19 protein-coding genes and 1 riboswitch are annotated in these 23,363 nt (G+C 68.6%); of the genes, 9 read left to right on the forward strand and 10 right to left on the reverse strand.

The features are described from left to right. Positions 1–129 precede the first annotated feature (129 nt). Positions 130–2,712: a hypothetical protein gene (locus tag KOR34_RS21475; RefSeq protein WP_146568117.1), complete on the forward strand. Its 2,583-nt coding sequence runs from the start codon at positions 130–132 to the stop codon at positions 2,710–2,712. Between the two features lie 7 nt (positions 2,713–2,719). On the opposite strand, the gene KOR34_RS21480 is transcribed toward KOR34_RS21475, so the two are convergent. From KOR34_RS21480 to KOR34_RS21510, 7 genes are all read right to left on the reverse strand, one after another. Next, complete coding sequence (locus KOR34_RS21480; protein WP_146568119.1) at positions 2,720–4,978, reverse strand: glutamine amidotransferase; 2,259 nt, start codon at positions 4,976–4,978, stop codon at positions 2,720–2,722. A gap of 10 nt (positions 4,979–4,988) precedes the next feature. Next, positions 4,989–7,109, reverse strand: a complete 2,121-nt coding sequence (locus KOR34_RS21485) for a vWA domain-containing protein (RefSeq protein ID WP_146568120.1) — start codon at positions 7,107–7,109, stop codon at positions 4,989–4,991. Between the two features lie 28 nt (positions 7,110–7,137). Further along, positions 7,138–7,476 carry a four helix bundle protein gene (locus KOR34_RS21490; protein WP_261342665.1) on the reverse strand — a complete coding sequence of 113 codons (339 nt, stop codon included), beginning with the start codon at positions 7,474–7,476 and terminating at the stop codon, positions 7,138–7,140. Positions 7,477–7,549: 73 nt separating this feature from the next. Then, the gene (locus tag KOR34_RS21495; RefSeq protein WP_228714734.1) at positions 7,550–8,443 is read right to left on the reverse strand and encodes a DUF58 domain-containing protein; all 894 of its coding nucleotides are present in this window, start codon (positions 8,441–8,443) and stop codon (positions 7,550–7,552) included. A gap of 453 nt (positions 8,444–8,896) precedes the next feature. Beyond that, on the reverse strand, positions 8,897–9,154 hold the full coding sequence (locus tag KOR34_RS21500) for a hypothetical protein (protein WP_146568124.1): 258 nt from the start codon (positions 9,152–9,154) through the stop codon (positions 8,897–8,899). Positions 9,155–9,243: 89 nt separating this feature from the next. Beyond that, on the reverse strand, positions 9,244–10,257 hold the full coding sequence (locus KOR34_RS21505; protein ID WP_146568126.1) for an AAA family ATPase: 1,014 nt from the start codon (positions 10,255–10,257) through the stop codon (positions 9,244–9,246). Positions 10,258–10,323: 66 nt separating this feature from the next. Continuing rightward, complete coding sequence (locus tag KOR34_RS21510; protein ID WP_146568128.1) at positions 10,324–10,692, reverse strand: four helix bundle protein; 369 nt, start codon at positions 10,690–10,692, stop codon at positions 10,324–10,326. Positions 10,693–10,856: 164 nt separating this feature from the next. Between KOR34_RS21510 and KOR34_RS21515 the strand changes: the two genes are divergently transcribed. The 7 genes from KOR34_RS21515 (at position 10,857) to KOR34_RS21545 (ending at position 18,491) form a co-directional block, all read left to right on the forward strand. Then, on the forward strand, positions 10,857–13,178 hold the full coding sequence (locus KOR34_RS21515) for a DUF4159 domain-containing protein (protein WP_146568130.1): 2,322 nt from the start codon (positions 10,857–10,859) through the stop codon (positions 13,176–13,178). A gap of 77 nt (positions 13,179–13,255) precedes the next feature. After that, positions 13,256–13,533, forward strand: a riboswitch (cobalamin riboswitch). A gap of 115 nt (positions 13,534–13,648) precedes the next feature. After that, positions 13,649–14,524, forward strand: a complete 876-nt coding sequence (locus KOR34_RS21520) for a DUF1559 domain-containing protein (RefSeq protein ID WP_197531651.1) — start codon at positions 13,649–13,651, stop codon at positions 14,522–14,524. Between the two features lie 137 nt (positions 14,525–14,661). After that, the gene (locus tag KOR34_RS21525; RefSeq protein WP_146568134.1) at positions 14,662–15,552 is read left to right on the forward strand and encodes a hypothetical protein; all 891 of its coding nucleotides are present in this window, start codon (positions 14,662–14,664) and stop codon (positions 15,550–15,552) included. Continuing rightward, the gene (locus KOR34_RS21530) at positions 15,549–16,358 is read left to right on the forward strand and encodes a PEP-CTERM sorting domain-containing protein (RefSeq protein WP_146568136.1); all 810 of its coding nucleotides are present in this window, start codon (positions 15,549–15,551) and stop codon (positions 16,356–16,358) included. Before KOR34_RS21525 ends, KOR34_RS21530 begins: the two co-directional genes overlap by 4 nt. Continuing rightward, positions 16,336–17,133, forward strand: a complete 798-nt coding sequence (locus KOR34_RS21535) for a class I SAM-dependent methyltransferase (RefSeq protein ID WP_228714735.1) — start codon at positions 16,336–16,338, stop codon at positions 17,131–17,133. The genes KOR34_RS21530 and KOR34_RS21535 overlap by 23 nt, the downstream gene beginning before the upstream one ends. Before the next feature lie 106 nt (positions 17,134–17,239). Continuing rightward, on the forward strand, positions 17,240–17,587 hold the full coding sequence (locus KOR34_RS21540) for a hypothetical protein (RefSeq protein WP_146568138.1): 348 nt from the start codon (positions 17,240–17,242) through the stop codon (positions 17,585–17,587). Between the two features lie 370 nt (positions 17,588–17,957). Continuing rightward, positions 17,958–18,491, forward strand: a complete 534-nt coding sequence (locus KOR34_RS21545; protein WP_146568140.1) for a hypothetical protein — start codon at positions 17,958–17,960, stop codon at positions 18,489–18,491. A 192-nt stretch (positions 18,492–18,683) separates the two neighbouring features. Here KOR34_RS21545 and KOR34_RS21550 read toward each other — a convergent pair whose 3' ends face one another. The 3 genes from KOR34_RS21550 to KOR34_RS21560 form a co-directional block, all read right to left on the reverse strand. Then, entirely contained in the window at positions 18,684–19,769 is a 1,086-nt protein-coding gene (locus tag KOR34_RS21550) for a DUF1559 family PulG-like putative transporter (RefSeq protein ID WP_146568142.1), read from the reverse strand. Between the two features lie 114 nt (positions 19,770–19,883). Beyond that, positions 19,884–20,738, reverse strand: a complete 855-nt coding sequence (locus KOR34_RS21555; RefSeq protein ID WP_146568144.1) for a hypothetical protein — start codon at positions 20,736–20,738, stop codon at positions 19,884–19,886. Next, positions 20,729–21,403: an NAD(P)H-hydrate epimerase gene (locus KOR34_RS21560; protein ID WP_146568146.1), complete on the reverse strand. Its 675-nt coding sequence runs from the start codon at positions 21,401–21,403 to the stop codon at positions 20,729–20,731. Before KOR34_RS21560 ends, KOR34_RS21555 begins: the two co-directional genes overlap by 10 nt. A gap of 219 nt (positions 21,404–21,622) precedes the next feature. Between KOR34_RS21560 and KOR34_RS21565 the strand changes: the two genes are divergently transcribed. Beyond that, positions 21,623–23,359, forward strand: coding sequence for an efflux RND transporter periplasmic adaptor subunit (locus tag KOR34_RS21565; protein WP_146568147.1), 1,737 nt, complete (start codon positions 21,623–21,625; stop codon positions 23,357–23,359). Positions 23,360–23,363: the final 4 nt, after the last annotated feature.

The raw sequence follows: 23,363 nt of genomic DNA on the forward strand, positions 1-23,363 counted from the left end.
GCTGTTCGTTGCTGGTCGATTTCGGCCAGCGGTAGGACGCCGTCGTGGGGACCCCACGGCGGCCGTGTGCGCCGCCGCGTTCCCCGCGCGCATTTTCACCCGCTCCGTCCGCCAAGGGGAACGCCCGCCATGCCGGCCCAATTGAACCGTCTCGCTTCGCTCCGTCAGCACAAACAACTGCGTGTGGAAGACCTGGAGGACCGCCGGATGCTGGCCATCGTGTGGGCCAACCCCGACCCGGCCGCCAACGGTTTCGACTCCGAGTACGGCGCCCAGGCCGACCTGGCCACCGCGATCGTCCAGCGGGCGATCGGCGATTGGGAGCGGGCGATTACCAGCTTCAACTACGACGTCGACAACGACGCCAACCCCAGCAACGACCTCAACGACACCTTCACCCTGACGCTCGGCGCCGGCGACATCGCCGGGCGCGGGGTTACGAGCAGCGTCACCTACGGCGCCGACCTGCGGCCCTACGCCGCGACGGTCACCCTCGACGACAACGCGGACGGCGACGGCTGGTACTTCGACGCCACCCCGCTGGACGACGCCGAGTTCGCCGCCGCGACGGGGCCGTACGAGGCGAGCTTCACCGACGCCAGCACGGCCGGCCAGACGGCGGTGTACGACTTCTACCGCACGGCGCTCCACGAGATCGGCCACGCGGTCGGCATCGGCCTGATCGACGTGACCGCACTCGACTCCGGACAGTACCCCTACCTGGACGCGAACGGCGGTCCGCTCACCAACCCCAACGCGACCAACACCTCCGACCCGGTGCTGGGGACGCTCACCCCCCGCGGCGTCGACCAGGAGGACTCGTTCCGGTTGGTCTCCGACCCGGACGGCACGCCCGGCACCGGCGACGAGGTGTTCGCCGTGAACGAGCTGTGGGAGTACGCGCTGGCGGGCGGCGGGACGATCACCTTCACCGAGGCGGGCGGGGGCCACTTCTACGATGGCGCCCCCGACCCCAACCACTCGGGCATCGAGGTCCACGACGCCGAGCTGATGGCCGCCGGCTTCGCCGCGCCCGGCGCCACGGCCGCGGTGGTCAGGCAGTACATCTCGGACACGGCGACCAGCTTCTTGGCCGACGCCTTTGGCTACACGACCGCCTCGCCGGCGGGGAGCCAGGACATCGCCGCGCAGGACTTCACCGCCGGGCTGGGGCAGATCAGCTTCGAGACGCACGGCGGCACGCTGCTCGTTCAGGGGCTGCACTGGGACCCGACCGCCGCGACCGCGGTTCACGTCGACGACACGATCTCCATCACCCAGGTTGGCGGCGAGGTGCGGGCCGCGATCTCCTACACGCTGGACAACGGAGACTCGTACAGCTTCACTCGTGACATCGACGCTGCGCGGGTGCAGCAGATTATCGTCGCCGGCAGTGGCGGGACCGACAGCGTCACCGTGGCCGGCGGCCTGGCCTCGATCACCCATCAGGTCGACTACGTGGTGAGCAGCAACGAGGATCTGGACGATCCGGGCACGCTGGGCGATGGGGTCGTCGACCTCGACGCCACCGCGCCCGGCGCGCAGCTCGGCCTCCGCGCGGCGGTGCGAGACGCCAACGCCGCCGGCGCGGCGAGCGCCATCTACGTTGCGCCCAACCCCGGCCGCCACGTGCTGAGCCGCGTCGGGACCGAGGCCAACAACGCCGCCTACAACGACCTCGACATCGACGAGGACATCGCGATCTACGGCGCGGGCGCCGGCGCCAGTGTTGTGGACGCGGCGGGGATCTCCGACCGCGTGTTCACGGTGCGGGGCGGCGCCGACCTGCTGCTGAGCCGGCTGACCGTCACCGGCGGCGCCGCCTCCGGCGGTGGCGGCGGCCTGCTGGTCGAGACCGGCGGCGCCGCCACGCTGGACCAGGTCGCCGTGGTGGGCAACTCGGCCGGCGGCAGCGGCGGCGGGCTGCTGGCGCTCTCGTACCCCGGCACGTCCGGCCTGACCGACGTCACGATCGACCGCAGCGTGTTCTACGGGAACTCCACCACCCAGCACGGCGGCGGCGTGTACGCGTCGCAGAGCGGCACGACGCTGACGGTCGGCGATTCGGTTTTCGTTGGCAACACCGCGTCGCTCGGGTCCGCCAACGTGGGGCAGTTCAACGGCGCCGTGGGGGTGAACAACGGGGACAACCTAGTGGGCGCGTACAGCGGCTCGCTCTTCTCCAGCGGCGCGGGCGACGTGGTCAACGGCGCCCCGGACGAAGTGGTCACCAGCATCGTGGACACGGCCCAGAGCGGCGGCAGCGCCGACGCGCTCTCGCTCCGCGAGGCGATCGACCTGGCCAACACCGCCTCGGGCGCGGACGAGGTCTGGCTCCCCGCCTGGGACCTGCGGCTCTCGATTCAGCGGACCGACCAGCCGACCGACCTGGACGCGCTGTACGGCGATCTCGACGTGCTCGGCGACCTCACCCTCCGCCGCGCGGGCAGCGTGGCGGGCGCCGTCGGCTGGGCCGACAGCACGGTTACCGACAAGGTGTTTGAGCTGGTCGGCGACTACAACAACGACCTGCACGTGACCGCTTCGGACTACTCGGTGTGGTACAGCCAGAACGGCTCGTCCGGCGTCGACCCCGACGCGTGGGAGAACCTGCCCGGGGACGGCGATGACGACGACGACGTCGACTCCGCCGACTACTACGTGTGGCGTGGCAACCTGGGCGCCGACCTCACGCTGATCGGCGTCTCGTAGCGCGGCGCTAGACCAGCCCCCACCGCTTGCGCAGCCACCACTCGACGCTCAGCAGCGTGACCAGCAGCAGGAAGAACGGCCAGGTGTCCCAGTAGGTGACCCGCGCCACCACCTCCTCCTGCACCTCCGGGTCCTGGGCGGCCAGGTCGGCCAGCAGGTCGGGCAGCTCCTCGGGCGCCATCGCCCGGCCGCCCGCCTGCTCGGTGATCTGGGCGAGCTGCGCGAGCGTGGCGGGCTCGGCGCCGGGCTGGTCGAGCTCGACGTCGGTGTCGGGCACGGTGAACCGCGCCTGCGCCGTGCCGAGCATCTGGCCGGACTGGCTGCCAGTGACGGTCACCAGGTAGTCGCCCGCCAGGTCGGTCCGGCGGAGCACGCCCGTGCCGCCGTTCTCGCCGGCGGGGATCGGCAGGTCCTGCTTGCCGCCGTCGGGGCGGGTCACCTCGACCCGAAAGCCGATCGGCCCGGCCGCGCCTTCGGGCGGGTTGGCGCCGACGGTGACCTCCAGCGGCGCGCCGCGGGCGACCCGCCGCGCCGCCAGGTCGAGCCACACGGGGTTGGACTTCGAGTCGTCCTTCTGCGCGAGCCACAGGATCGCCTGCCGCCAGAAACGCCGGTGGGCCTCGCCCTGGCCGCCCATTACCCACCGCCAGGTGCTGTCGCCGGCGAACGCGAGCGACCGGCCGGCGCCGGGTTGGCCGGCGACCAGCAGCGGCGCGTTGTCGTGCGCCGGGTCCACCGCCAGCACCTGCGAGTTGGGCTTAAGCGTCCGCTGGTCGATGCGGTTGGCGCCGGTCAGCGGCGGCAACGCGTCCCACGCGGCGGCCGCGTCAGGCGCGATCTGCATGATCGGGTGCCGGGGGCCGAACGGCTGGGCCGGCTGCACGCGCACCGGCTCGGGCAGGTGCATGTCCGCGCGGAGCGGCTCGCCGAACTGCTGCCGCTCGAGCCGGCCCGGCCGGATCGGCAGCACGGCGGTCAGCGGGCTGTTGTCGTGCCCACCGGGGCCGAAGCTGTGGTAGCCGCCGGTCATCATCAGCCCGGCGCCGTCGCGCACGCGGTCGGCGATTTCTTTCCAGGTGGGGAAGTCCAACGCGTCGGCGTCGACGTCGTCGAGCAGGAACACGTCGAATTTGCTCTCGGCCAACAGCGGCTGGAGGTTCACCCGCTGCGGCTCGTAGTCCACCTTGCGGCGGGTCACGATGATGTCGGGCGAGGCCGCCAGCGAGCCGCGGACGAAACGTTGCTCGATGCCCGGCTCGCCGCCGATGCGTTTGGCGCCGGTCAGGTACAGCACCTTCACGCCGCCCTCGCGGACCGTGACGAACGTGCTCTGTGAGTTGTTGCTGGTGAGCGACTCGCCCTCCTGCGGCTCGATCCGCAGCTGCACCTTCTGCTCGCCCAGCCGCGTCGGGGTGTGCTGCAGGCTGATCGGGTACTCGGCGGCGGCGGGGCCGGCGGTGATCTGCGTGGCGTCGACGGGCGCCAGCCCGCCGTCCTCGCCCTCCCACAGCAGCTGCACGGTGAGCGTCTGGTTGGGGTAGCCGTCGACCCGCAGGCGGCCGGTGACGCGGGTCGGCGTGTTGGCGAACACCGAGTCGCTCGCCAGGAGGTCGTCGATCGCGACGTCCGCCCGGGCGCCGCCGGCCGGCGAGCCGAACGAGAACGGGAAGATCGGCGCGCCCTCCAGCGCGTAGCGCCGGGCCGCCACCTGCGGCGCCAGGTCCGACGGCGGCACGGCCCGCTGCGCGCCGTCGCTCAGCAGCACCACGCCCAGCAGGCGTTCGGAGGCCTCGTTCTCCAGCAGCTCGGCGAGCGACTGCCCCAGGGCGGTGGCGTCGCCGTCGGGCGCCGACGCCGCCAGCGACGCGCGGCCCGCTGCCGGGCGGAGCGTCTGGTCGAACTGGTAGTACTGGAGGTCGTGGTCGCGGCTGAGCTGCCTGAGGGACTCCTCGGACTGCTCCAGCAGCGTCATCGCCGACTCCCACCGCGAGCGGCCCCCCAGCGAGTCCTCGACGGTCATGCTGCGGGACGAGTCGACCAGCACCAGCAGCGCCGAGCGGAGGGTCTCGCTCCGGGTCCGCACCACCTCGGGGCGGAGCAGGGCGAAGATCATCATCAGGCACGCGCCGATGCGCAGCGCCGTGAGCCCGGCCCGCTGCCGCGCGCTCAGCGCGCCCCGCGCCCGCACCGCGCACAGCCCCAGCAGCAGCACAGCGAGGATCGCTATGAGCCAGGGGCCGCCGACAGGGTGGAACGTCCAGGACACGCGGTTGTTGCTAGTTCGGGGGGGCGGGCTCTTCGTAGAAGCGGTTGGCGAACCACTGCTCGGCGGCCAATGCCAACGCCACGACCGTGATCAGCCAGGGGTACAGCTCGCGGCCGACGCGGCCCACGTCGACCTGCTCGGCCAGGTCGGCCTCGCCGGTGGCCAGGTGGAACCGGCCGGCGGGCAACGCGGCGGTGAGCTGGGCGTCGGTCACCCGCTCCAGCAGGCCGAGCTCCGGCGGCGCCGACACCGAGAACCCGGCGTCGATCCCGTCCGCGGCGCCGCCCGCCTGTAGCCGGTAGTTGCCCGGCTCCTCGGTCATGCCGATCGCGGCCTCGCGCTGCCCGGCCGGCAGCGTCTGGCGGATCGCGTCGCCGCTGGGCAGCCGCAGCACGTAGCCGGTCGCGCCGGCGGCCTCACCAAGCGGCACAATGGCGGTCTCGCCCGGCCGGTACACCCGGCGGGTGTCGGCCGCGCCGCACAGGTACGCGGTCAGGCTGTCGGTCAACGCGAGGAACGGCCACGGGTCCACGCCGGTCGGCAGCAGGTTCCACGGCTCGCCCGACGCCGGGTCGGAGAAGGGCGTGGTGACCGTGATCGCCACGCCGCGGTCCACCCGCCGCTCGACGATCGCCGGGTCGCCGTTGGCGTACGGCGCGACCACCACCGCCGACGCGTCCAGCTCGCCCAGGCTCCAGTACTCGAACACCGGGAACTGCGGCCACGGGATCGACTCGGCGAAGTCCGCCAGCGGCGCGATGGCCGGGTGGCTGTACGAGCGGGGGCGCAGGTAGGTCTCGTCGCGTGAGATCCAGCGGAACTCGCCCGGCAGCAGCTGCTGCGCGTCGGCCGAGTTGAGCCGCGGCAGCTGCGAGTTGCGGCCCAGACAGAACGCGACCGAGCCGCCGCCGCTCACGTAGTTGCCCAGCGTCCGCCAGCCGGTCGAACCGATCGACGGCGGGTCGAGCAGGAACGCGGCGCGGTAGTCGTGCAGCCGGGGCTGCCACTTGGCGGTAAACGGCTCGACGTCCACCTCGTACGCCTGGGCGGGGCCGGCGGCGGTCAGCGCCTGGCGCACGAACACCGCGTCCGCGGCGTCGTCGGCCAGCAGCAGCACGCGCCGCGGCGCCTCGACGCTGACGGTGAAGTACTGCGCGTCGTCGGCCGGCAGAGGGTCGCTGCCCACCACCCGCACGTACCCTTGGTGCACGCCCTCGGGCAGGGCGGCGATCGAGAACTCCACCCGCTGCAGCGGCGCCTCGACGGTTACGAGCTGCTCGCCGCGTTTCTCCGGGCCGTTGGGCCCGTCGATCCACAGCTCGATCGTGACCGGCTTGTCGGGGCGTTTGCCGACCGAGGCCAGCGTCGCCCCCAGGCCGAGCGACTGCCCCACCGCGAGCGTCGACCCCGAGAGCTCTAGCGAGCGGATCCCCAGGTCGACCGGGTCCTCCACGCCAACGTCCGCCAGGTACAGCGTCGCGTCTGGGTGCTCCTCAAGCGTCCGGGCGATGCCCTCCAGCGTGCCGGTGTCGAGCGCTCCCGCCGTGCGGTCGGTGAACAGGAACACCTCCTGCCGCTCGGCGCCCGCCTGCTGGAGAGCGGCCAGCGCCGACCGCACCGACGCGTCCAGGCCCACGTCGCGCGACGCGGGCCGCACCCGCCCCGCCCGCAGCCGCGCGGCGTCGCGGTCGAGGATCCGCCCGGGGCTGCTCGAGCCGGTGTCGGCCACCACCACCTGGCTGTCCGCCGGCAGCCGCCCCAGCAGCCAGTCGGCGATCTGCTTGGCCGCGGCCAGCCGGGTCTGGTTCTCGCTCCGGTAGCCCATGCGGGCGGAGTTGTCGATGACAATCGCCACGCCCGCCGACCCGCCGGCGCCGCCCCGCAGCCCCGAGCCCTGCAGCACTGGCCGCGCCAACGCCAACGCCAAGAGCGCGATCGCCGCGCACCGCAGCAGCAGCAGGATCAGGTGCCGCAGCTTCAGCTTGGTCTGGTTCACCGACCGCCGCTTCATCACAAACCGCAGCGCCGGGAACTGCAGCTGCTGCGGCTTGCGGCGCATGACCAGGTGCAGCACGATCGGGATCGCGATCAGTGCAGCGCCGGCGGTGAGTAGAGGGGTGAGGAAGGTCATGCAGTAGCTGTTGGCTATTGGCTAATAGCTATTGGCCTTTGTTGCGTAGCGTTCGCAGCAGCGAGTTGAGCATCTTCTTCGCTCTTTGCAGTTCTGATTGCAGTTGGTCATAAATGTTGCCAGGCAGGAACTCGAGGTCGCGTGCGATCAGCAGCTGGCAATCAACTTCGGCGGCTGATCCAAGCGCGACCTGAACGAATCTTGCGAAGTCTGGGTCACTCCCTCGACCGCAACCTTCTGCGAGGTTCGATTCGATTGAAACCGCCGCCCGTCGCAGTTGCGATGTCAGGCCGTACCGCTCGTCAACAGGGAACGTCTTAGTCTGACGGTAGATCTCTAGTGTGAGCTCATGGCTAAGCTGCCACACCTGTAGATTCCGAAAGTCTTGCATAGCATCCCCTTCGGAAGCCAAGAGCCAACAGCTAACAGCCAATAGCCCGCTAAGCTCTTTGCCTCCTTGTCGCCAGGTACTCCGTCAGCGCCTTATCAAACGCCATGCTCGTGTCCAGCGGCACGTAGTCGATGCCGCTCTTGAAGCACTCCTCGCGGTACGACTCGCGGAATGCGTTGATCTCTTCCAGGTAGTCGCGGCGGTAGCCGTCGGCGTCGATCTCGAGCCGCTGGCCGGTTTCGGGTTCTTCGAGGTCGACCAGCCCATGGAAGGGAAACTTAACTTCGGCCTCGTCGAGCACGTGGAACAGGATCACGTCGTGTCCGCCGTGCCGCAATCGGCGGAGCGCGGCGATCACCGGCTCGGGGTCGGTCAGCAGGTCGCTGAACACCATCACCAGGCTCGCGTGGCGGAGCATCGCCGCGAGCTGGATCAGGCTGTTGCCGATGTCGGTCTGGCCCTCGGGCTTGAGGTTTGAGAGCAGCGAGAGGATCGTGCCGATCTGCTGCCGCTTGCTCTTGGGCGGCAGGCTGCGGGTGATCTTCTGCCCAAAGGTCACCAGGCCGACCGGGTCGTTCTGCAGCACCATCAGGTAGGTGAGCGCGGCGGCCAGGCAGATCGCGTAGTCGAACTTGGTCAGCTCCTGCCGGTACGTGTAGGCCATGCTGGCCGACAGGTCCATCGCCAGGTAGCCGGTGATGTTGGTCTCGGCCTCGAACTTCTTGACGTAGTAGCGGTCGGTCTTGGCGTAGGCCAGCCAGTCGATGTCCTTCGGGTCATCGCCGGGCGTGTACTTGCGGTGCTCGCTGAATTCGACCGAAAACCCGTGGAACGGGCTGGCGTGCATCCCCTGCAGGTACCCCTTAACAATGAACTGCGCACGCAGGTCCAGCCGCTTGATCTGCTGGATAACTTCGGGCTTGAGGTACTTTTCGGAGGACAAGCGAGTGGTGAGAGGTCAGGGGTGAGAGGTCGGAGGTCAGGGAGTAGCCGGCGAGCTATGGCTCGCCAGGAGTTGGGTTGGGTTAACCACGGAGGGTACTGAGGATTCAGAGGCTAGTATGTAAGCCTTCCACATTGAGGACACCAATCAAAGTAACCATCTTCATCGAGAAGAATGGAGTAGCCAAACCTGCCGCATCTCGGACACTTTTCTTCGAGAGACTCATCTTCGACTGCTCTGTAGGCGCACACTGAGCAAGTCCAGAAGGTAATCCCTAGCTCAGCTTCTAATGAGTCGGTGAGCTCGCCTGTCTTGCACTTCGGACAATTAATCAGATCCATTTGTCATTCACTCAGTGTCCTCCGTGCCCTCTGTGGTGCAATCAACCCGCACGGATTCAGGTCTTGCTCACCACAAAGGGCACAAAGGACACGAAGTTCACTGTGAAGCCAACTAGTCCGGCGTTGTTGACCACACCTGTGTGCCAGGTGGGATCTCGTCTACGGCGATATCCTTCAATAGCACGACAACTTCTCCGTTTGGGTTCGGGACTCCAGCTTCTATGCCAGCAATCGCTGTATTCCTCTCGACGCCATCTGGGCAGATCAATAGGAGTTGATCGCCAATGTGGAACCGCTCTTTATGTACGGGAACAATCCCTGGAAAGACTACGAAGCCTCTACCTCCAAGGTCGACGACGCGTTCGACCACCATTAACCTTCGCATCCCATCGTGGCCCTTTGTGCCCTTCGTGGTTTATCCCCAACACGCACTCCGCCGAGGCGTAGCTCGCCGGCTATCTATTGGCCTGCGAACTTGGGGATCTCGGGGGTGGGGATCTCTTTCACCAGTCGCGCGATCACGTCCTCGGTGGTCATCCCTTCGGCCTGGGCTTGGAAGTTGGTGCTCACGCGGTGCCGCAGCACGGGGGTGGCGACCTTTTGGACGTCTTCCACGGCGACGCTGAAGCGGCCGTCCATGGCGGCGAGCGCCTTGCCGCCCTGGATCAGGAACTGCCCGGCGCGGGGGCCGGCGCCCCAGTCTACTAGTTCTTTGACAAACTCCGGCGCCGACTCGTCCCGCGGGCGGGTCGCCCGCACGAGCGACGCGGCGTACTTGATGATGTACTCGCTGACCGCCACGCTGCCGACCAGCTTCTGCAGGTTGAGGATCGCCTTGCCGGACAGCACCTTGCTGATCTCGGGCGATTCGCCGCGGGTGGTGCTGGCGAGGATCTTCTCTTCCTCGTCGCGGGTCGGGTAGTCGACCTTGATGTTGAACATGAACCGGTCGAGCTGCGCCTCGGGAAGCGGGTAGGTGCCCTCCTGCTCGATCGGGTTCTGCGTGGCGATGGTGAAGAACGGTTGGGGCAGGTCGTAGGTGGTTTGGCCCACCGAGATCTCGCGTTCCTGCATCGCCTGCAAGAGCGCGGCCTGTGTTTTGGGCGGGGTGCGGTTGATCTCGTCGGCCAGCAGAATGTTGGTGAAGATCGGGCCTTCGACAAAGCGGAAATTCCGCCGCCCGTGCTCGTCTTCTTCCAGCACGTTGGTTCCCGTGATGTCCGACGGCATCAGGTCGGGCGTGAACTGGATCCGCTTGAACTCCAGGTCGAGGATCTTCGACAGCGTGCTGACCATGAGCGTTTTGGCCAGCCCGGGCACGCCCTCCAGCAGGCAGTGCCCGCGGGTGAAGATGGCGGCGAAGATCTGCTCGATCACCAGGTCCTGACCGATGATCACCTTCTGCAGCTCCTGCTGCATCACCAGCCGGTGCTGGCGGAACTCCTGGAGAACGTCGCCGAGGTTGCGAGACATGGGCGGTGGTGGGTGGTGCGTGGAGGGTGGTTGGTGGTTGCCGAGCGGTGAGTGGGAATAGTACGGCTAGGCTTTGTCGAGCTTCTTGCGTAGGTAGCGCTGCAGACCGCTGAGCAATCGACCGACCTGATCGAGCAGGGCTCTGGCGGCGTTTAGTGTCTCTGGGGAGGCGTACCCACGGCGTTCAATGATCACAAAGAAGGTGGATACTTCCGCCAACGAACCGCGGGCGATCGACAGGTGCCGAAGAAACTCCTTGGTGGAGTCTCGCCCCGCGCCTTCCGCTATATTCGCCGGGACCGACACGGCCGCACGCTGGAGTTGGCTGATCAATCCGAATCGTTCTTGATCGGGAAGTCCAACGGCTATCCCGTACGCAGAATCAACCAGATCGATCGCCTTCTGCCAGACCTCCAGCTCTTCGTGACTCTTCACCACCCACCACCTTCTACTCACCACTTTCCAGAGTCGTCATTCTATAACTCGCCGGTCGACCGGCCAACGCTTCCGCCGATGGCGTTTGCCAGCGCAACTCCAGAAACGTACGATACTTGCGTAGTCTCACTGAAGTGAACCCGGGGCGGCGATCGATGGCTCGCTTGGCGACAGCCCTTGCATGGTTGGTTGTAGCGGTTGGGCTGTTTGCGCGGCCCGCCGGGGCTCAGCCGGCCGATGCGCTGAACCCGCAGGACGTGCGGGCGGCGATCAGCAGCGGAGTGGCGTACCTGAAAAGCCAGCAGCGCGGCAACGGCAGCTGGCCGGAGATGCCCGGCTTCCAGGGCGGCATCCCGGCGTTGTGCACGCTGGCGCTGTTGAACTCGGGCGTCGAGCCCGACGACCCGGCGGTCGCCAAGGCGCTGGACTACCTGCGGGGGATCAAGCCCGACCGCACGTACTGCGTGTCGCTGAAGATTATGGTGCTGGCGGCCGCGACGCCCGGGCGGGACCTGGCCGCCATCCAGGCGTGCGTCGACCAGCTCGAGTCCACCCAGCACCCGGGCCCCGGCATCGATGCCGGCGGGTGGTCGTACCCCGGGCCGGGCGCCGACCCCAGCAACGCGCAGTTCGCCACGCTCGCGCTCCACGAGGCGCAGCGGGTGGGCGCGCAGGTGTCGATCGAAACCTGGCGGGCGGCCAACGGCTACTGGCGCCGCAACCAGAACGCCGATGGGTCGTGGTCGTATAGCGGCTCGCAGGGGCCCTCAGGCAGCATGACCTGCGCGGGGATCGCCGCGCTGGTGATGACCGGCGAGGCGCTCAACCAGGGCGACGCCCGCGTCGAGGGCGACCAGGTCCGCTGCTGCGTGACCCACGAGGACGACGAGCGTATCGCCAACGCGCTGTCGTGGATGGGCCGCAACTTCTCGGTCACGCGCAACCCGAGCTCCGACGCCGCCAGCCGCGGCTGGCTGTACTACTACCTGTACGCGCTGGAACGCGTCGGGCGGCTGACCGCCCAGCGGTTCATCGGCGACCACGACTGGTACCGCGAGGGGACCGAGTTCATCGTCAACCGGCAGGACCCGCTGTCGCACTACTGGACCGGCGGACGCAGCGAGCAGAACCCGCACGTCGGCACGTCGCTGGCGCTGCTGTTCCTCTCCAAGGGACGCCGGCCCGTGCTGATGGCCAAGCTCGACTACGGCGACGGCTGGAACCAGCACCGCTCCGACGCCGCCCACCTGACCGCCGTGGCCGAGCGCGCGTGGCGGCTCGACCTCACCTGGCAGCAGCTCGACCCCGAGGGCGCCACGGTCGAGGACCTGCTGCAGGCGCCGGTGATCTACGTCAGCGGGTCGAACGTCGCGCGGCTCACGCAGCACGCGAAGAAGCTGCGCGACTACGTCGACCGCGGCGGGTTCATCTTCGCCGAGGCGTGCTGCGGCGGGCAGGGGCCGTTCCGGCGGTCGCTCGAGCAGCTCGTCGAGGCGATGTTCCCCGAGCCCGAGTACCGCCTGCGGCAGCTCCGCCCGGCGCACCCGGTGTGGCGGATGGAGCGCGCCGTGCGGCCCGACTCCCCCTACCTCGGCAAGCTGTGGGCCGTGGAGTACGGCTGCCGCACCTGCGTGGTCTACTGCGACGAGGACCTCTCGTGCTACTGGGAGCTGAACCGCCCGATGGCCGCCGTGTCGTACCCGGCGGCGGTCCGCGCGCGGGTGAAAGACGCGGAGGACCTGGGCCTGAACGTGCTGGCCTACGCCACGGGCCGCAAGCCGCAGGGCAAGGAGCAGGTGTTTGTCGACGCGTCGGCTGAATCGCTCGCCGACCCCGAGGCCGAGCGCGGCGTGATCCGCATCGCGAAGCTGGAGCACGGCGGCGGCTGCAACGACGCGCCCGGCGCCCTCGCCAACCTGACCCGCGCCGCCGGCCAGGGCGACCTCAAGCTCCGCATCTCGACCGAGTCGCCGCTGATCAGCCTGGCGGACGAGTCGCTGTTCACCTACCACATCGCGTTCATCCACGGCCGGCACGACTTCCGCCTGACGGCCAAGGAACGCGACCACCTGCGGGACTATCTGCAGCGCGGCGGGTCGCTGCTGGGGGACTCTATCTGCGCCAGCCCGGCGTTCACCAAAGGCTTCCGCCGCGAGCTGAAGGCGGCGCTACCCGGCGCGGCGATCGAGCGGATCCCGCCCGACGACCCGATCTTCACCGACGCCTACGGCGGGTACGACGTCCGCACCGTGCAGGCCCGCAATCCACAGCCGGTGGCGGCCGACCAGCCGCTGGCTGCGCGGTTCCGCGAGACCCGCCCCGTGCTCGAGGGGGTCAAGATCGACGGCCGCTGGGCGGTGATCTTCTCCCCCTACGACCTGAGCTGCGCCCTGGAGAAGCACGAGGCGGTTGAGTGCCGGGGCTACTCCCGCGCCGACGCGGCCCGGCTGGGGCTGAACGTGCTGCTCTACTCGCTGAACTACTAGCAAGATTGCTAGTTGCGGTGGCCAATCATCAGCCGCGGGGCGCCGCTCCTTTACACCGCGCCCGGCCGCTGCTAAGCTGCTCCGCACGTCGCGTTGGTGGTTGGCCCGGGAGCGTTCTTGCCCGGCCAACGAACAGGGAATCCGGTGCAATTCCGGGACGGCCCCGCCGCTGTGACCAGGCAGACACGCTTGTCGCGTCTCAGAAACCGCTTCTCCGGTACTGGGCCGACTTGAGTTAACCCGCCGATCGATTCGTCGCCATTGCTGCTGGTTTTCTTCGGAAAGCCAACGGTGAGAAGGCAGATTCGGACCGGGGCCTGGGAGTCAGAAGACCTACCACCGCGTTTACCGTCGGCCGCCTGCGAGGGACGGGCGCCGCACCGGACAACTGGGCCGCGCCCGCGCTGCTACCTGTCGGTTGGATGCCGACGCCGCTGCGCCCACGACGCCGCCCGCGAGACCCCACGCGGATGGACCGCCCCTGTTTCCCGCCCCCGCGGCGCGTGCTGCGCGGCTTCACGTTGGTGGAGCTGCTGGTCGTGATCGCGATCATCGCCGCCCTCGTTGCGCTGCTGCTGCCCGCGGTCCAGATGGCCCGCGAGTCCGCCCGCCGCACCACCTGCCAGAACCACCTGAAGCAGATCGGGCTGGCGCTATTGAGCTACGAGGGAACCGCCAAGTCGCTCCCCACCGGCTGCGTCGGCTGCAAGCCGCAGCCCCCGGCGCCCGGCGAGCCGTTCCGGCAGCCGCTGCTGCGGTCGTGGCGGCTGGACGTGCTGCCGCAGCTGGAGCTGCCCGCGCTGCACCAGCAGTTCCTGCACGACCGCCCGGCGTACGACGCCGCCAACCGCACGGCGGCCGCCACCGTGGTCGACCTGTTCCTCTGCCCCAGCACCGACGCGCCCGAACTGCACGCCGGCGTGGGCCTGTTCTCGGGCGCCGCGTTCACCGACTACGGCGGCGTGTACGGCGTCGAGGGCCCCGGCAACGAGGCGCCGCTCTCCGCCCAGCAGGTTCTCGCCGACCCGTACCTCGGCGTGATGTTGTACGAGGTCCCCACCCGCCTGCGGTCCATCACCGACGGGCTGTCCCACACCACCGCGGTGGCCGAACTGCTCAACCGCCGCACCGGCGAGACCGAGTGGGTCAACGGCCACACGCTGTTCGCCCACGAGCAGTCTACCCCCATCAACGGCGGGTCGCTCCTGAGCAACAACATCGGCAGCCCCCACCCGGGCGGCGCCCAGGCGCTGTTCTGCGACGGCCACGTCGCGTTCCTGCCAAACGAACTGGAGCCGGCGGCGCTCACCGCGCTGCTGACCCGCGCCGGGGGGGAGACGCCGTGAGCGAACAGAAGAAGCAACGCTGCGGGCGTCGCCGTTCGGACGCCCGCCGGCCTGACCTGTTGCCCGTGGCCACCGGCTCTGCCGGGGGATCTCGCCGGGGCGGCGGTTGCGAGCAAACCTACCCCCCGGCAGAGCCGGTGGCTACGAGTTGTCGGACGGCCCCGGCTTTCCTCGCTGTTCCATGCATCGCGGGGCTGGCCGCGTTGCTCTACGCGGCGCCGACCTGCGCCGCGCCGGTCACCTCGTTCACCGACATCCAGCACTGGGTCGGCGAGGGCGCCAACCAGGCCGCGCTGATCATCGACTGGGACGAGTCGCCCGCCGCCGGCGGCCCGCTCGCCTGGGGCTACCGCTGGGACGGCCAGGCCACAGGCCGCGACATGCTGCTGGCGGTGATCGCGGCGGACCAGCGCGTGTACGCCAAGCTCGACGCCGCCGAGGTGCGGATGTACGGCCTGGGGTACGACGCGAACCAACCCGAGTCGTTCGCGCTGTCGGACAACTCCGCGTTTGACCAGCGGGGCGTCACGCAAGCCACGCAGAGCCAGGCGGACGGCGCTGTAGCGACCGACCCGCTGGACGCGTACGGCGAGGGCTGGTACCTGCGGTTCTGGCACTACGCCAGCCTGCCCAGCGGGTTCGACTCTACATGGGAGAGCAACCAGCGGGGCTTCGCCTCGCGCGAGCTGGCCGACGGCGCCATCGACGGGTGGACCTTCGCCACGGTGTTCAACTTCACCGCGTACCCGGACCCCGCCGAGCCCGCCCCGGCCGTCACGCAGCCCGGCGACTACAACGCCGACGGCGCCGTCAACGCGGCCGACTACACGGTCTGGCGGGACGGCCTCGCCGCGGCCGGCGCCGGCCACGACGGCTACGAGCTGTGGCGCGACCACTACGGCGCCTCCCCGACCACTCTTTCCGCGGCCGCGCCCGAGCCGGCCGCGGCCCTCCTGTTCCTGGCCGCCGGCGTTGGGCTGGCCGGCCGACTGCGTTTTCCTAACCCCCACCTTGGAACGACCTCATGAAGAAGCTGCTCTCGCTAACCACCCTCGCGCTCGCCGCCGCCTCCGCGGCCCATGCTCAGCACGCCGTCGAGGTGCTCTCCTACACGCCCGGCGCCGCGCCGTCGGCGGGCTACACCAACACCGCCGCCGCGCTGGGCCAGCCACAACGCGACACCGATTTCGGTGAGGTGAGCCCGTTCAACCCGCCGTTCAGCACCGACGACCTGGTATCGATCGGCGAGGGCGGCCAGATCACGCTGCGGCTCTCCAACTTCGCCATCCCCCAGGCCGGCGGCCCGGAGATCGGCGTGTTCACCAACACTGGTCTGATCGACGTCGACTGGCCTAACGGCCAGGCCGGCACGGGCGTCGACTTCGGCGCCTTCGGGATCGACTCGGCTTCGGTCGCGGTCAGCAGCGACGGCGCGAGCTGGGTCGGCCTGGGCGACTTCACGTTCGACAACCCGACCGCCGGCTACACCGACGCCGCGTTCACCAACCCCAGCGACTTCCAGCTGCCGTTCACCGGCGCCTTCGCCGACTTCGAGGGCCTGAACTTCGACGCCGCCATGACGCTGCTCGGCGGGTCGGGCGGCGGGCTGTGGCTCGACATCTCGGCCACGGGCCTGAGCGAGGTTGGCTACCTGCGGTTCAGCCTGGCCGACGACCAGGACGCTCAGACCGATCTCAACTTCGATCTGGACGCGGTCGCCATCGCCAGCGGCGCCGTCGGCTCGGCCACCGTTCCCGAGCCCGCCGCGGCGGCCTTGCTTCTGGCCGCGCTGGCGTTTACAACCCGCCGGCATGTCCAACCACGCCGAGCATAACGCCCGAGCCTGGGACCAGCTGGCGCGTCGCGGCGCGCCGCTGACCCGGCCGGTGAGCGACGACGACCTCGCCCAGCCCCTCCGCGCGATCGACCCACGGGGGTGGCTGGGCGATTCTGTTGCCGGCCAGCGGGTGCTCTGCCTGGCCGCCGGCGGCGGGCGGCAGAGCGCGCTGTTCGCGGCGGCCGGCGCCGAGGTGACCGTGCTGGACATCAGCCCCGAGATGCTCGCGCACGACCGCCGCGTCGCGGCCGAGCGGCGCCTGGCCGTGCGCGTGGTCGAGGGCACGATGGAGGACCTGTCGATGTTCGCGGCCGGGTCGTTCGACCTGGTCGCCCAGCCCGTCAGCACCTGCTACGTGCCGGACGTGGCGGTCGTGTTCCAGCAGGTCGCACGCGTGCTGCGATTCGGCGGGCTGTACCTCAGCCAGCACAAGAGCCCGACCAGCCAGCAGGCGGGCGAGCAGCCGGCCGCCGGCCGCTACCAGCTGGCCGAGCCCTACTACCGCGACGGCCCGCTGCCCGCCGCCGCGCCGGGCCGGCTCCGGGAGGTCGGCACGCGCGAGTACCTGCACCGCTGGGAGCAGCTTATCGGCGGCATGTGCCGCGTGGGCTTCGCCATCGAGGACTTTACCGAGCCGGTCCACGCCCAAATCGACGCCGCGCCGGGCACGTTCGCCCACCGCGGCCAGTACATCGCGCCGTACGTCCGCATCAAGGCCCGCCGCACCGCGGCCGAGGCCACCGCCCAGGCCACGTTGCTGACGGGCGATTGACGCGCGGCGCGTGGCGTAGACAGCTCAACGACTCCGCCCGTGGTACAATCAACGCCGGCCACGGCCACGCGTTTCTCTTCTCACAACCCACACGCAGGGCGCCCCCATGCAGGACGTCATTGAGCACCCCTCCGGCCTGGTCCTGTCGGTCAAGACGTTCCGGCCGCTGCTGATCTTCCCGTGGACCAGCGCGGTCTGGCGCCAGAGCCCGTTCCGCACCGCGATCGCAACGGTCGCCTACCGCAACAAGGCGGCCGCCCAGTCGGGGCACGACGACCTCACCTGCCAGCTGCGGAACCTGCAGGTCGCGCCGGACATGAGCAACCTGTTCTCCGCGGTCGAGGAGTACGCCCAGCAGCACCTGGACGGCGCGGTCAAGTCGTACCGCCTGTACGCGGGGCACGAGGTGGAGGGCAGGGTGGAGGTCAGGCGGGAAGAATCGAAAGAGGATTAACCGAACTTGTAGGGGGTGAGACTAACTTTGTCGCTTGAAAGTTGTGTTGGAGCAGTCGGAGCTGCGAGCCGACGGATCAACTTATCATGACGTTTGGCTGGGGGCACTTATGGTGTCGCGGCGTTCCTTTTGGGCGGCAACGCTTGCAGTCACAGCCCTGACCGGCATTGCGTGGTGGCATTCTACCCACCGCACTCGCTTTGGGCTTACGTTGACGCGTTACAGCGATGACGTGATCCGCATTTCCTGGGGCACACCTAGCGGCGTTAATGTTTCGCCAGAGTACTCACTCGGTTTCATGCTTGGGCGTGAGCTCAGTCGTGAAGACGTCGGCCATTTTCCTCGACTCTGCAAGCAGGACGGTGTCTGGATGTACCCAATCGAACCAGAGTCGCTAGGCAGCGCCGCGCCGGCGTCTTATGTTAATCCACTCAACTCGAACGCGTTTGAGCAGATGTTCTGTTTGATTGGTCTATGCAAGGAAGGCAACGCCAACGCTGCAGAAGTAACGAAGATTGCGGCGCGCAATTACGCTTACTTGGGGTGGGTAGTGCTCAGCGACGCCGATGCGAAAGAATTGGGCAGCACCCTTGCTGAGCGGTCTTCGTTTAATGCTGATGAGGACCTTGTCACGAATGAAGGGGTGCTATTCCGCTTATCTCCCGGTGTCGAAGAACGTTTGGCGTCGAACCCGCAAGATCAAGCAGAACTGGTGCGTATCAAGAGCGAGATTCCGGTGATGTTCGAGGTGCTGGATCCTCGCGCGGGTCATCCCTGCGACGCAATGCACGTGCTCTACCTTGATGGACACATTGAACGCATCCCAATGGGAACGAAGTTTCCAGCGACCACAACTTTTGTCGAAGCATTCCCGCCGCCTGAATGCGACCGCCGCAGCAGGTAACTCGGTCTGACTGGACCACTGCACCGGGGGCGACAGCCAGGCATGATAGGCACTCGCTCTTGCTCCCCCGTCGTTGGAACGGCCATCGAAAAGAACTTGTGCAGTTTCATAGGATGATCGCTCGGGCGACTAGCTGTACTAGGTTTTCACGGCGCGGAGAGCCGTGGGTACTTTGGCGCCCGTGCGATAGAATCACGGACTCTCATCATCCCGCGACCCCATCGCCGCCCACACGGCCAGGTCCACGTCGAACGCCCAGGTCGCGACCGAGCCGTCGCAGCGGGCCATGTTGACGCCGCCGGGGTGAAGGCCGCCGAAGCTGTCTTGGTAGTGGGCGCCCTTCTTGTCGGTCTGGGGGTTCGCGCGGTCGTAGTCGACGTCGCGGCGGGGCGGGTGCTCGATCGGCGCGCCGGTTAGGTCGAAGCCGCCGCCGCAGGCGCGGACCGTGTCGGTCGCGTAGCCGGTCGTCATCAGCGCGTCGTCGCCCGGGTTGTCGTGGGCCCGCTTATTGTCGGCGTGGTCCTGGGCGGAGTCGACGCTCACGGTGTCGTAGTACAAGGAGTGCAGCCACTTCTCGCCAGCCAGGAACGTGCGGGCGGCGCCGTCGGAGAGCTGGGCCAGGCGGGCGCCGCTGTGGTCGCCTACCACGCCGTCCCAGTCGTCCTCCAACCAGGCCTCGGTGGTAAGCCACTCGCACTGGGGGTACTCGCCGCGGCAGTCCGAACCCACGAACGGCCGCAGCGGCAGCGGCCCCCGCCGATCGCCCCGCAGGCCGAGATCGCTGCCGCCGTTGGCGGCGTAGTCGGTCTTGCCGGCGAACTCCTGCGGCAGGTAGTTCCAGGCCTCAAGCTGGACCACGCCGTACCGCCCGGGCGGCCGCCGGCTGGGGCAGTAGAGGATCGCCACGACCGTGCGGGCCTGCTGCGAGAGCGCCTCCTTGAGCGCGTCGCCCGTGAGCCCGGCGCCCAGGTCAGCGGCGGCCTGCTCGCCAAGGTACGGCAGCGCCTGGTACACCCACCCGCCCGGCTGCCGCGGGCCGGGGCCGGCGTTGGGGTCGCCCACCCACGAGGCGCTCCAGCCGCCGGTCGGCAGGGCGCCGTGGGCCGACTCGTGCTGCAGCATCGCCAGCGCGGCTTGGCGGAGGTTGTTCTTGCACTGCGTGACGCGGGCCGCCTCGCGGGCGGACTGGACCGCCGGCAGCAGCAACGCGACCAGCGCGGCGATGATGGCGATCACCACCAGCAGCTCAACCAGCGTGAAGCCGCGCCGTGTGTTCATCGGGGCCGACAGGGGATGAGAGGGGAGGGCAGCTGAAGGTCGATTGTAGACGATCCGCGGTTGCGTCTCTCTTCGCCGTGAGGGAGGGCAACACTTATAGGTCGTGCCTAACTACTAGCCTTTGGCGTCGAAGCCGATCTCGGGCGTGCTGTCGGCGGCGGGCGCGTTGGATTCTTCGGCAGGCGCGACGACCCGGAGCGGCGGCGCCGGTTCGCGCCGGCGCTGGCGGCGCGACGCCAGTCGGCGCTGGGCGTCGGGGTCGAACTGCAACGCCGCGAGCCAGACCCAACTGGTCAGGGCCGAGCCAAGGAACACCCCGTGGATCTGCGGGCCTTCGATGTAGGCTGCCTCGAAGCTCAACGCAGGAAACAGGCACACCCCGAGTCCCACCCACGGCGCCGGATGGATAGGCGTCCCGAAGTAGGCGAGCAGCACCATGGCGATCAGGCCGAGGAAGATCGGGACCTCCCGCCAATGAAGCGCCCAGGTCAGGTGCGGGGCGACCGCCGCGGAGATCGCCACGAGGGTCATCACCACCATCAGCTGCCACATGGAGAACCGGAGTGGCTCATCGCTACCGGCGTTGGGCGGAAGCACCCACCACTTGATCGCCCGGCCGGCGGCCGCGATCAAGCCGATGACCGCCGAGTAAGCCAGCAGCAATGACACCAAACCGCCAATGTCGTGGAATTCGTGCAGCCCGCCGAGCACTGCAACCAGCAGGCCGAGGTAGGCCCCGGTCAGCGCCAGGCGGGTTAGCAAGCCCGGCCCGCCCCGCACCACCCACAGAGAAAGCAGGCCGAGTTGCGGGACCAGCAGGCCCCAGTACCAGAAACCTTCGGCGTCGTGTTGCGTCGCGCCAAACGCGATGGTGACCGCGTCCACGCACACCGTCGCCAGCAGCATCGGCAGCACCAGCGGCCATTCGCGGAGCGTGAGGGCGATCTGTTGGCTGAGCGTCAGTCGCATAACGCTGCCTCGACGGCCGAGGGCGGCACGCCGATGTCGACGGTGTGCACCTCGCCGAGAAACGGCTTTGCCGCGGGCGTTTGGAATCCCGCTTTGGGCGCTATGAACGTGGCGGTGAAGTCCGCGCGGAAGGTGGGTTCGCCCGGAACGCCGGTGTCGCAGTCCAGGCCGCTGGGCAGGTCGACCGCCAGCCGGCGGGCGGGCTGGGCGTTCGCCCAGCGGATCAGCGCGTCCATCGGCGCCCGCGGGTCGCCCTTGGCGCCGGTGCCGAGCAGCGCGTCGACAATCCACGAGGCGCCCCCGCCGATCGGGTCGAGCGTCTTGTTGGTGGGGTCGGCGATCACGTGCTCCGGCACACCGCAGGGACGCAGCATCTGGTGCGCGGTCAGCGCGTCGCCCGACAATTCGGACGGGTCGCACGCCAGCACCACCCGGCACGGCGTCCCGTGGAGGGCCAGCCGGCGGGCGATGACAAAGCCGTCGCCCGCGTTGTTGCCCTTGCCGCACAGCACGACCACCGGCCCGTCGATCCCAAGTCGGGCGAGCAGGTCGACGCAGCCGCGGCCGGCGTTCTCCATCAGCACCGGGCCGGGGTAGCCCAGTTGGTGGATGGCGTGCTGGTCGACCCGGCGGGCCTGGTCGCGGGTGAGGAGGAGCCTGTTCATGCCTAGATTGTAGGTGACATGCCGGGCCCAGCGAACAACGGTCCCGGTTGATCCGTCTGTAACAGGTGTGCGGTCTCGTGTTGCAATTCGCCGGCCGCGGACCCAGAATGAGGGCTGTCTCCCCTTGCCCAGCTCCCCCGGATTGCCGCCCACGCTCCCTCCCGAGGTGGCGGCGACGCACGACGGCGTCGTCCCTTTCCCCGACTAGGAATACCCCCTATGGCCCGCATCGCGTTTTGGCGTCTGTTGCTGCTCTCGCTGGTCCTCGTGGTCCCGTCTTCGCTGGCCGTGGCGCAGTCGCCCACGCCGGCCAAGAGCGTCGCCGCGGCGGTCGCCGCCGCCATCGCCGACGAGGACGCCGCGGACGAGTCCGATGACGCCGCCGACGACAAGCCCGCGGACGAGGCCGAGAAGTCCGACGCCAAGGCCGACGACGAGAAGAAGGACGACTCCGCCGACGAGAAGAAGGACGAGAAGGAAGCCGACAAGGAAGAGTCTAAAGAAGAGAAGAAGAAGGAAGAGAAGCCCGAACGCAAGACGCTGACCATCAAGGAGCAGCCGCTCAAGATCGAGGTGGAGGTCTCCGGCACGGTCGCCTCGGAGAGTATGACCGAGGTGACGCTCGACGCCGAATCCTGGAGCTCGTTCGAGATCGAGGAGATCGTGCCCCACGGCGCCAAGGTCCGCGTCGGCGAGACGCTCGTGCGGTTCGACCCGGAAGACCTGAACGAGGCGATCTCCGAGCTGGAACTGTCGCAGCGGATCAGCGAGCTGTCGCTCATCAAGGCCGAGCAGGAGCTGCCGCGGCTGGAGGAGGAGCTGGAGCGCCGGCTGAAGGACGCTCAGGAGGAGTGGGAGCAGTCCCAGGAGGACTACAAGCGGTACACCGACGAGGAACGCGACCTGGTCGTGAAGTCGCAGGAGATGCGGCTGAAGCAGAGCAAGTTCCAACTCGACTACGCCAAGGACGAGCTGGAGCAGCTGGAGAAGATGTACGAGGCCGACGACCTCACCGAAGAGACCGAGGAGATGATCCTCCGCCGCCAGCGCACGCAGCTCGAGTTCTCGAAGTTCTCCTACGAGATCGCCAAGTACAACCACGAGTTCGTGATGAACGCGTCGCTCCCCCGCCAGGACGAGCGGCTCAAGCAGATGCAGCGCCGCATCGAGATGGCGCTCGAGCGGATCAAGGACAACACCGACCTCGACCTGAGCCGCGCCCGTTACGAGCTGGAGCAGGCCCGGGTCGCCCGCCGCAAGTCGCTCGAGAAGCACTCCAAGCTGATCGCCGACAAGCGGCTGATGACCATCAAGGCGCCCGCCGCCGGCGTGGTGTACTACGGGCAGTGCGTCAACGGCAAGTGGAGCCAGATCGCCTCGCTCAAGCAGAAGCTCGTGCCCGAGAAGAACGCGCCCAAGGGCTCGGTGCTGATGACCATCGTCGACCCCGAAGAGCTGACCCTGCTGGCCAGCATCAAGGAGGAGGACCTGCCCACCGTCGAGAAGGGCCAGCCGGCTGAGATCGCGCTGACCGCGCAGGGCGTCGACCCCATTGAGGGCGAGGTCTCGATGGTCGACATGGTGCCGGTCACGTCCGGCAAGTTCGAGATCAGCGTGGAGATCACCGGCGGCACGCCCGAGTGGCTGATGCCCGGCATGACCGCCAAGGCCAAGGTCCAGACCTACGAGAAGAAGAAGGCGATCCTGGTCCCCAAGGACGCCGTGCACAAGGACGAGGACTCCGACAAATCGTACGTGTGGCTGGTCGAGGAGGACGACGACGAGGTCGAGGTCGAGAAGCAGTGGGTCAAGACCGGCAAGACAAAGGACAAGGAGATCGAGATCACCAGCGGCCTCGACAAGGGCGACGTCATCTCGCTCGACCCCAAGGAGAAGGGGACCGACGACGACGACGATGATGATGACGACGAAGAAGAGGACGAGGACGACGACTGACCCC

The sequence above is a fragment of the Posidoniimonas corsicana genome (assembly GCF_007859765.1).
Taxonomy (GTDB): domain Bacteria; phylum Planctomycetota; class Planctomycetia; order Pirellulales; family Lacipirellulaceae; genus Posidoniimonas; species Posidoniimonas corsicana.

What these genes read in the sequence shown, in the direction of transcription:
- KOR34_RS21540 (WP_146568138.1), top strand. Translation starts at nt 17,240, where the DNA reads ATGCAGGACGTCATTGAGCACCCCTCCGGCCTGGTCCTGTCGGTCAAG.
- KOR34_RS21535 (WP_228714735.1), top strand. Translation starts at nt 16,336, where the DNA reads ATGTCCAACCACGCCGAGCATAACGCCCGAGCCTGGGACCAGCTGGCG.
- KOR34_RS21505 (WP_146568126.1), bottom strand. Translation starts at nt 10,257, where the DNA reads ATGTCTCGCAACCTCGGCGACGTTCTCCAGGAGTTCCGCCAGCACCGG.
- KOR34_RS21520 (WP_197531651.1), top strand. Translation starts at nt 13,649, where the DNA reads ATGGACCGCCCCTGTTTCCCGCCCCCGCGGCGCGTGCTGCGCGGCTTC.
- KOR34_RS21545 (WP_146568140.1), top strand. Translation starts at nt 17,958, where the DNA reads ATGTACCCAATCGAACCAGAGTCGCTAGGCAGCGCCGCGCCGGCGTCT.
- KOR34_RS21475 (WP_146568117.1), top strand. Translation starts at nt 130, where the DNA reads ATGCCGGCCCAATTGAACCGTCTCGCTTCGCTCCGTCAGCACAAACAA.
- KOR34_RS21565 (WP_146568147.1), top strand. Translation starts at nt 21,623, where the DNA reads ATGGCCCGCATCGCGTTTTGGCGTCTGTTGCTGCTCTCGCTGGTCCTC.
- KOR34_RS21560 (WP_146568146.1), bottom strand. Translation starts at nt 21,403, where the DNA reads ATGAACAGGCTCCTCCTCACCCGCGACCAGGCCCGCCGGGTCGACCAG.
- KOR34_RS21550 (WP_146568142.1), bottom strand. Translation starts at nt 19,769, where the DNA reads ATGAACACACGGCGCGGCTTCACGCTGGTTGAGCTGCTGGTGGTGATC.
- KOR34_RS21555 (WP_146568144.1), bottom strand. Translation starts at nt 20,738, where the DNA reads ATGCGACTGACGCTCAGCCAACAGATCGCCCTCACGCTCCGCGAATGG.
- KOR34_RS21485 (WP_146568120.1), bottom strand. Translation starts at nt 7,109, where the DNA reads ATGACCTTCCTCACCCCTCTACTCACCGCCGGCGCTGCACTGATCGCG.
- KOR34_RS21530 (WP_146568136.1), top strand. Translation starts at nt 15,549, where the DNA reads ATGAAGAAGCTGCTCTCGCTAACCACCCTCGCGCTCGCCGCCGCCTCC.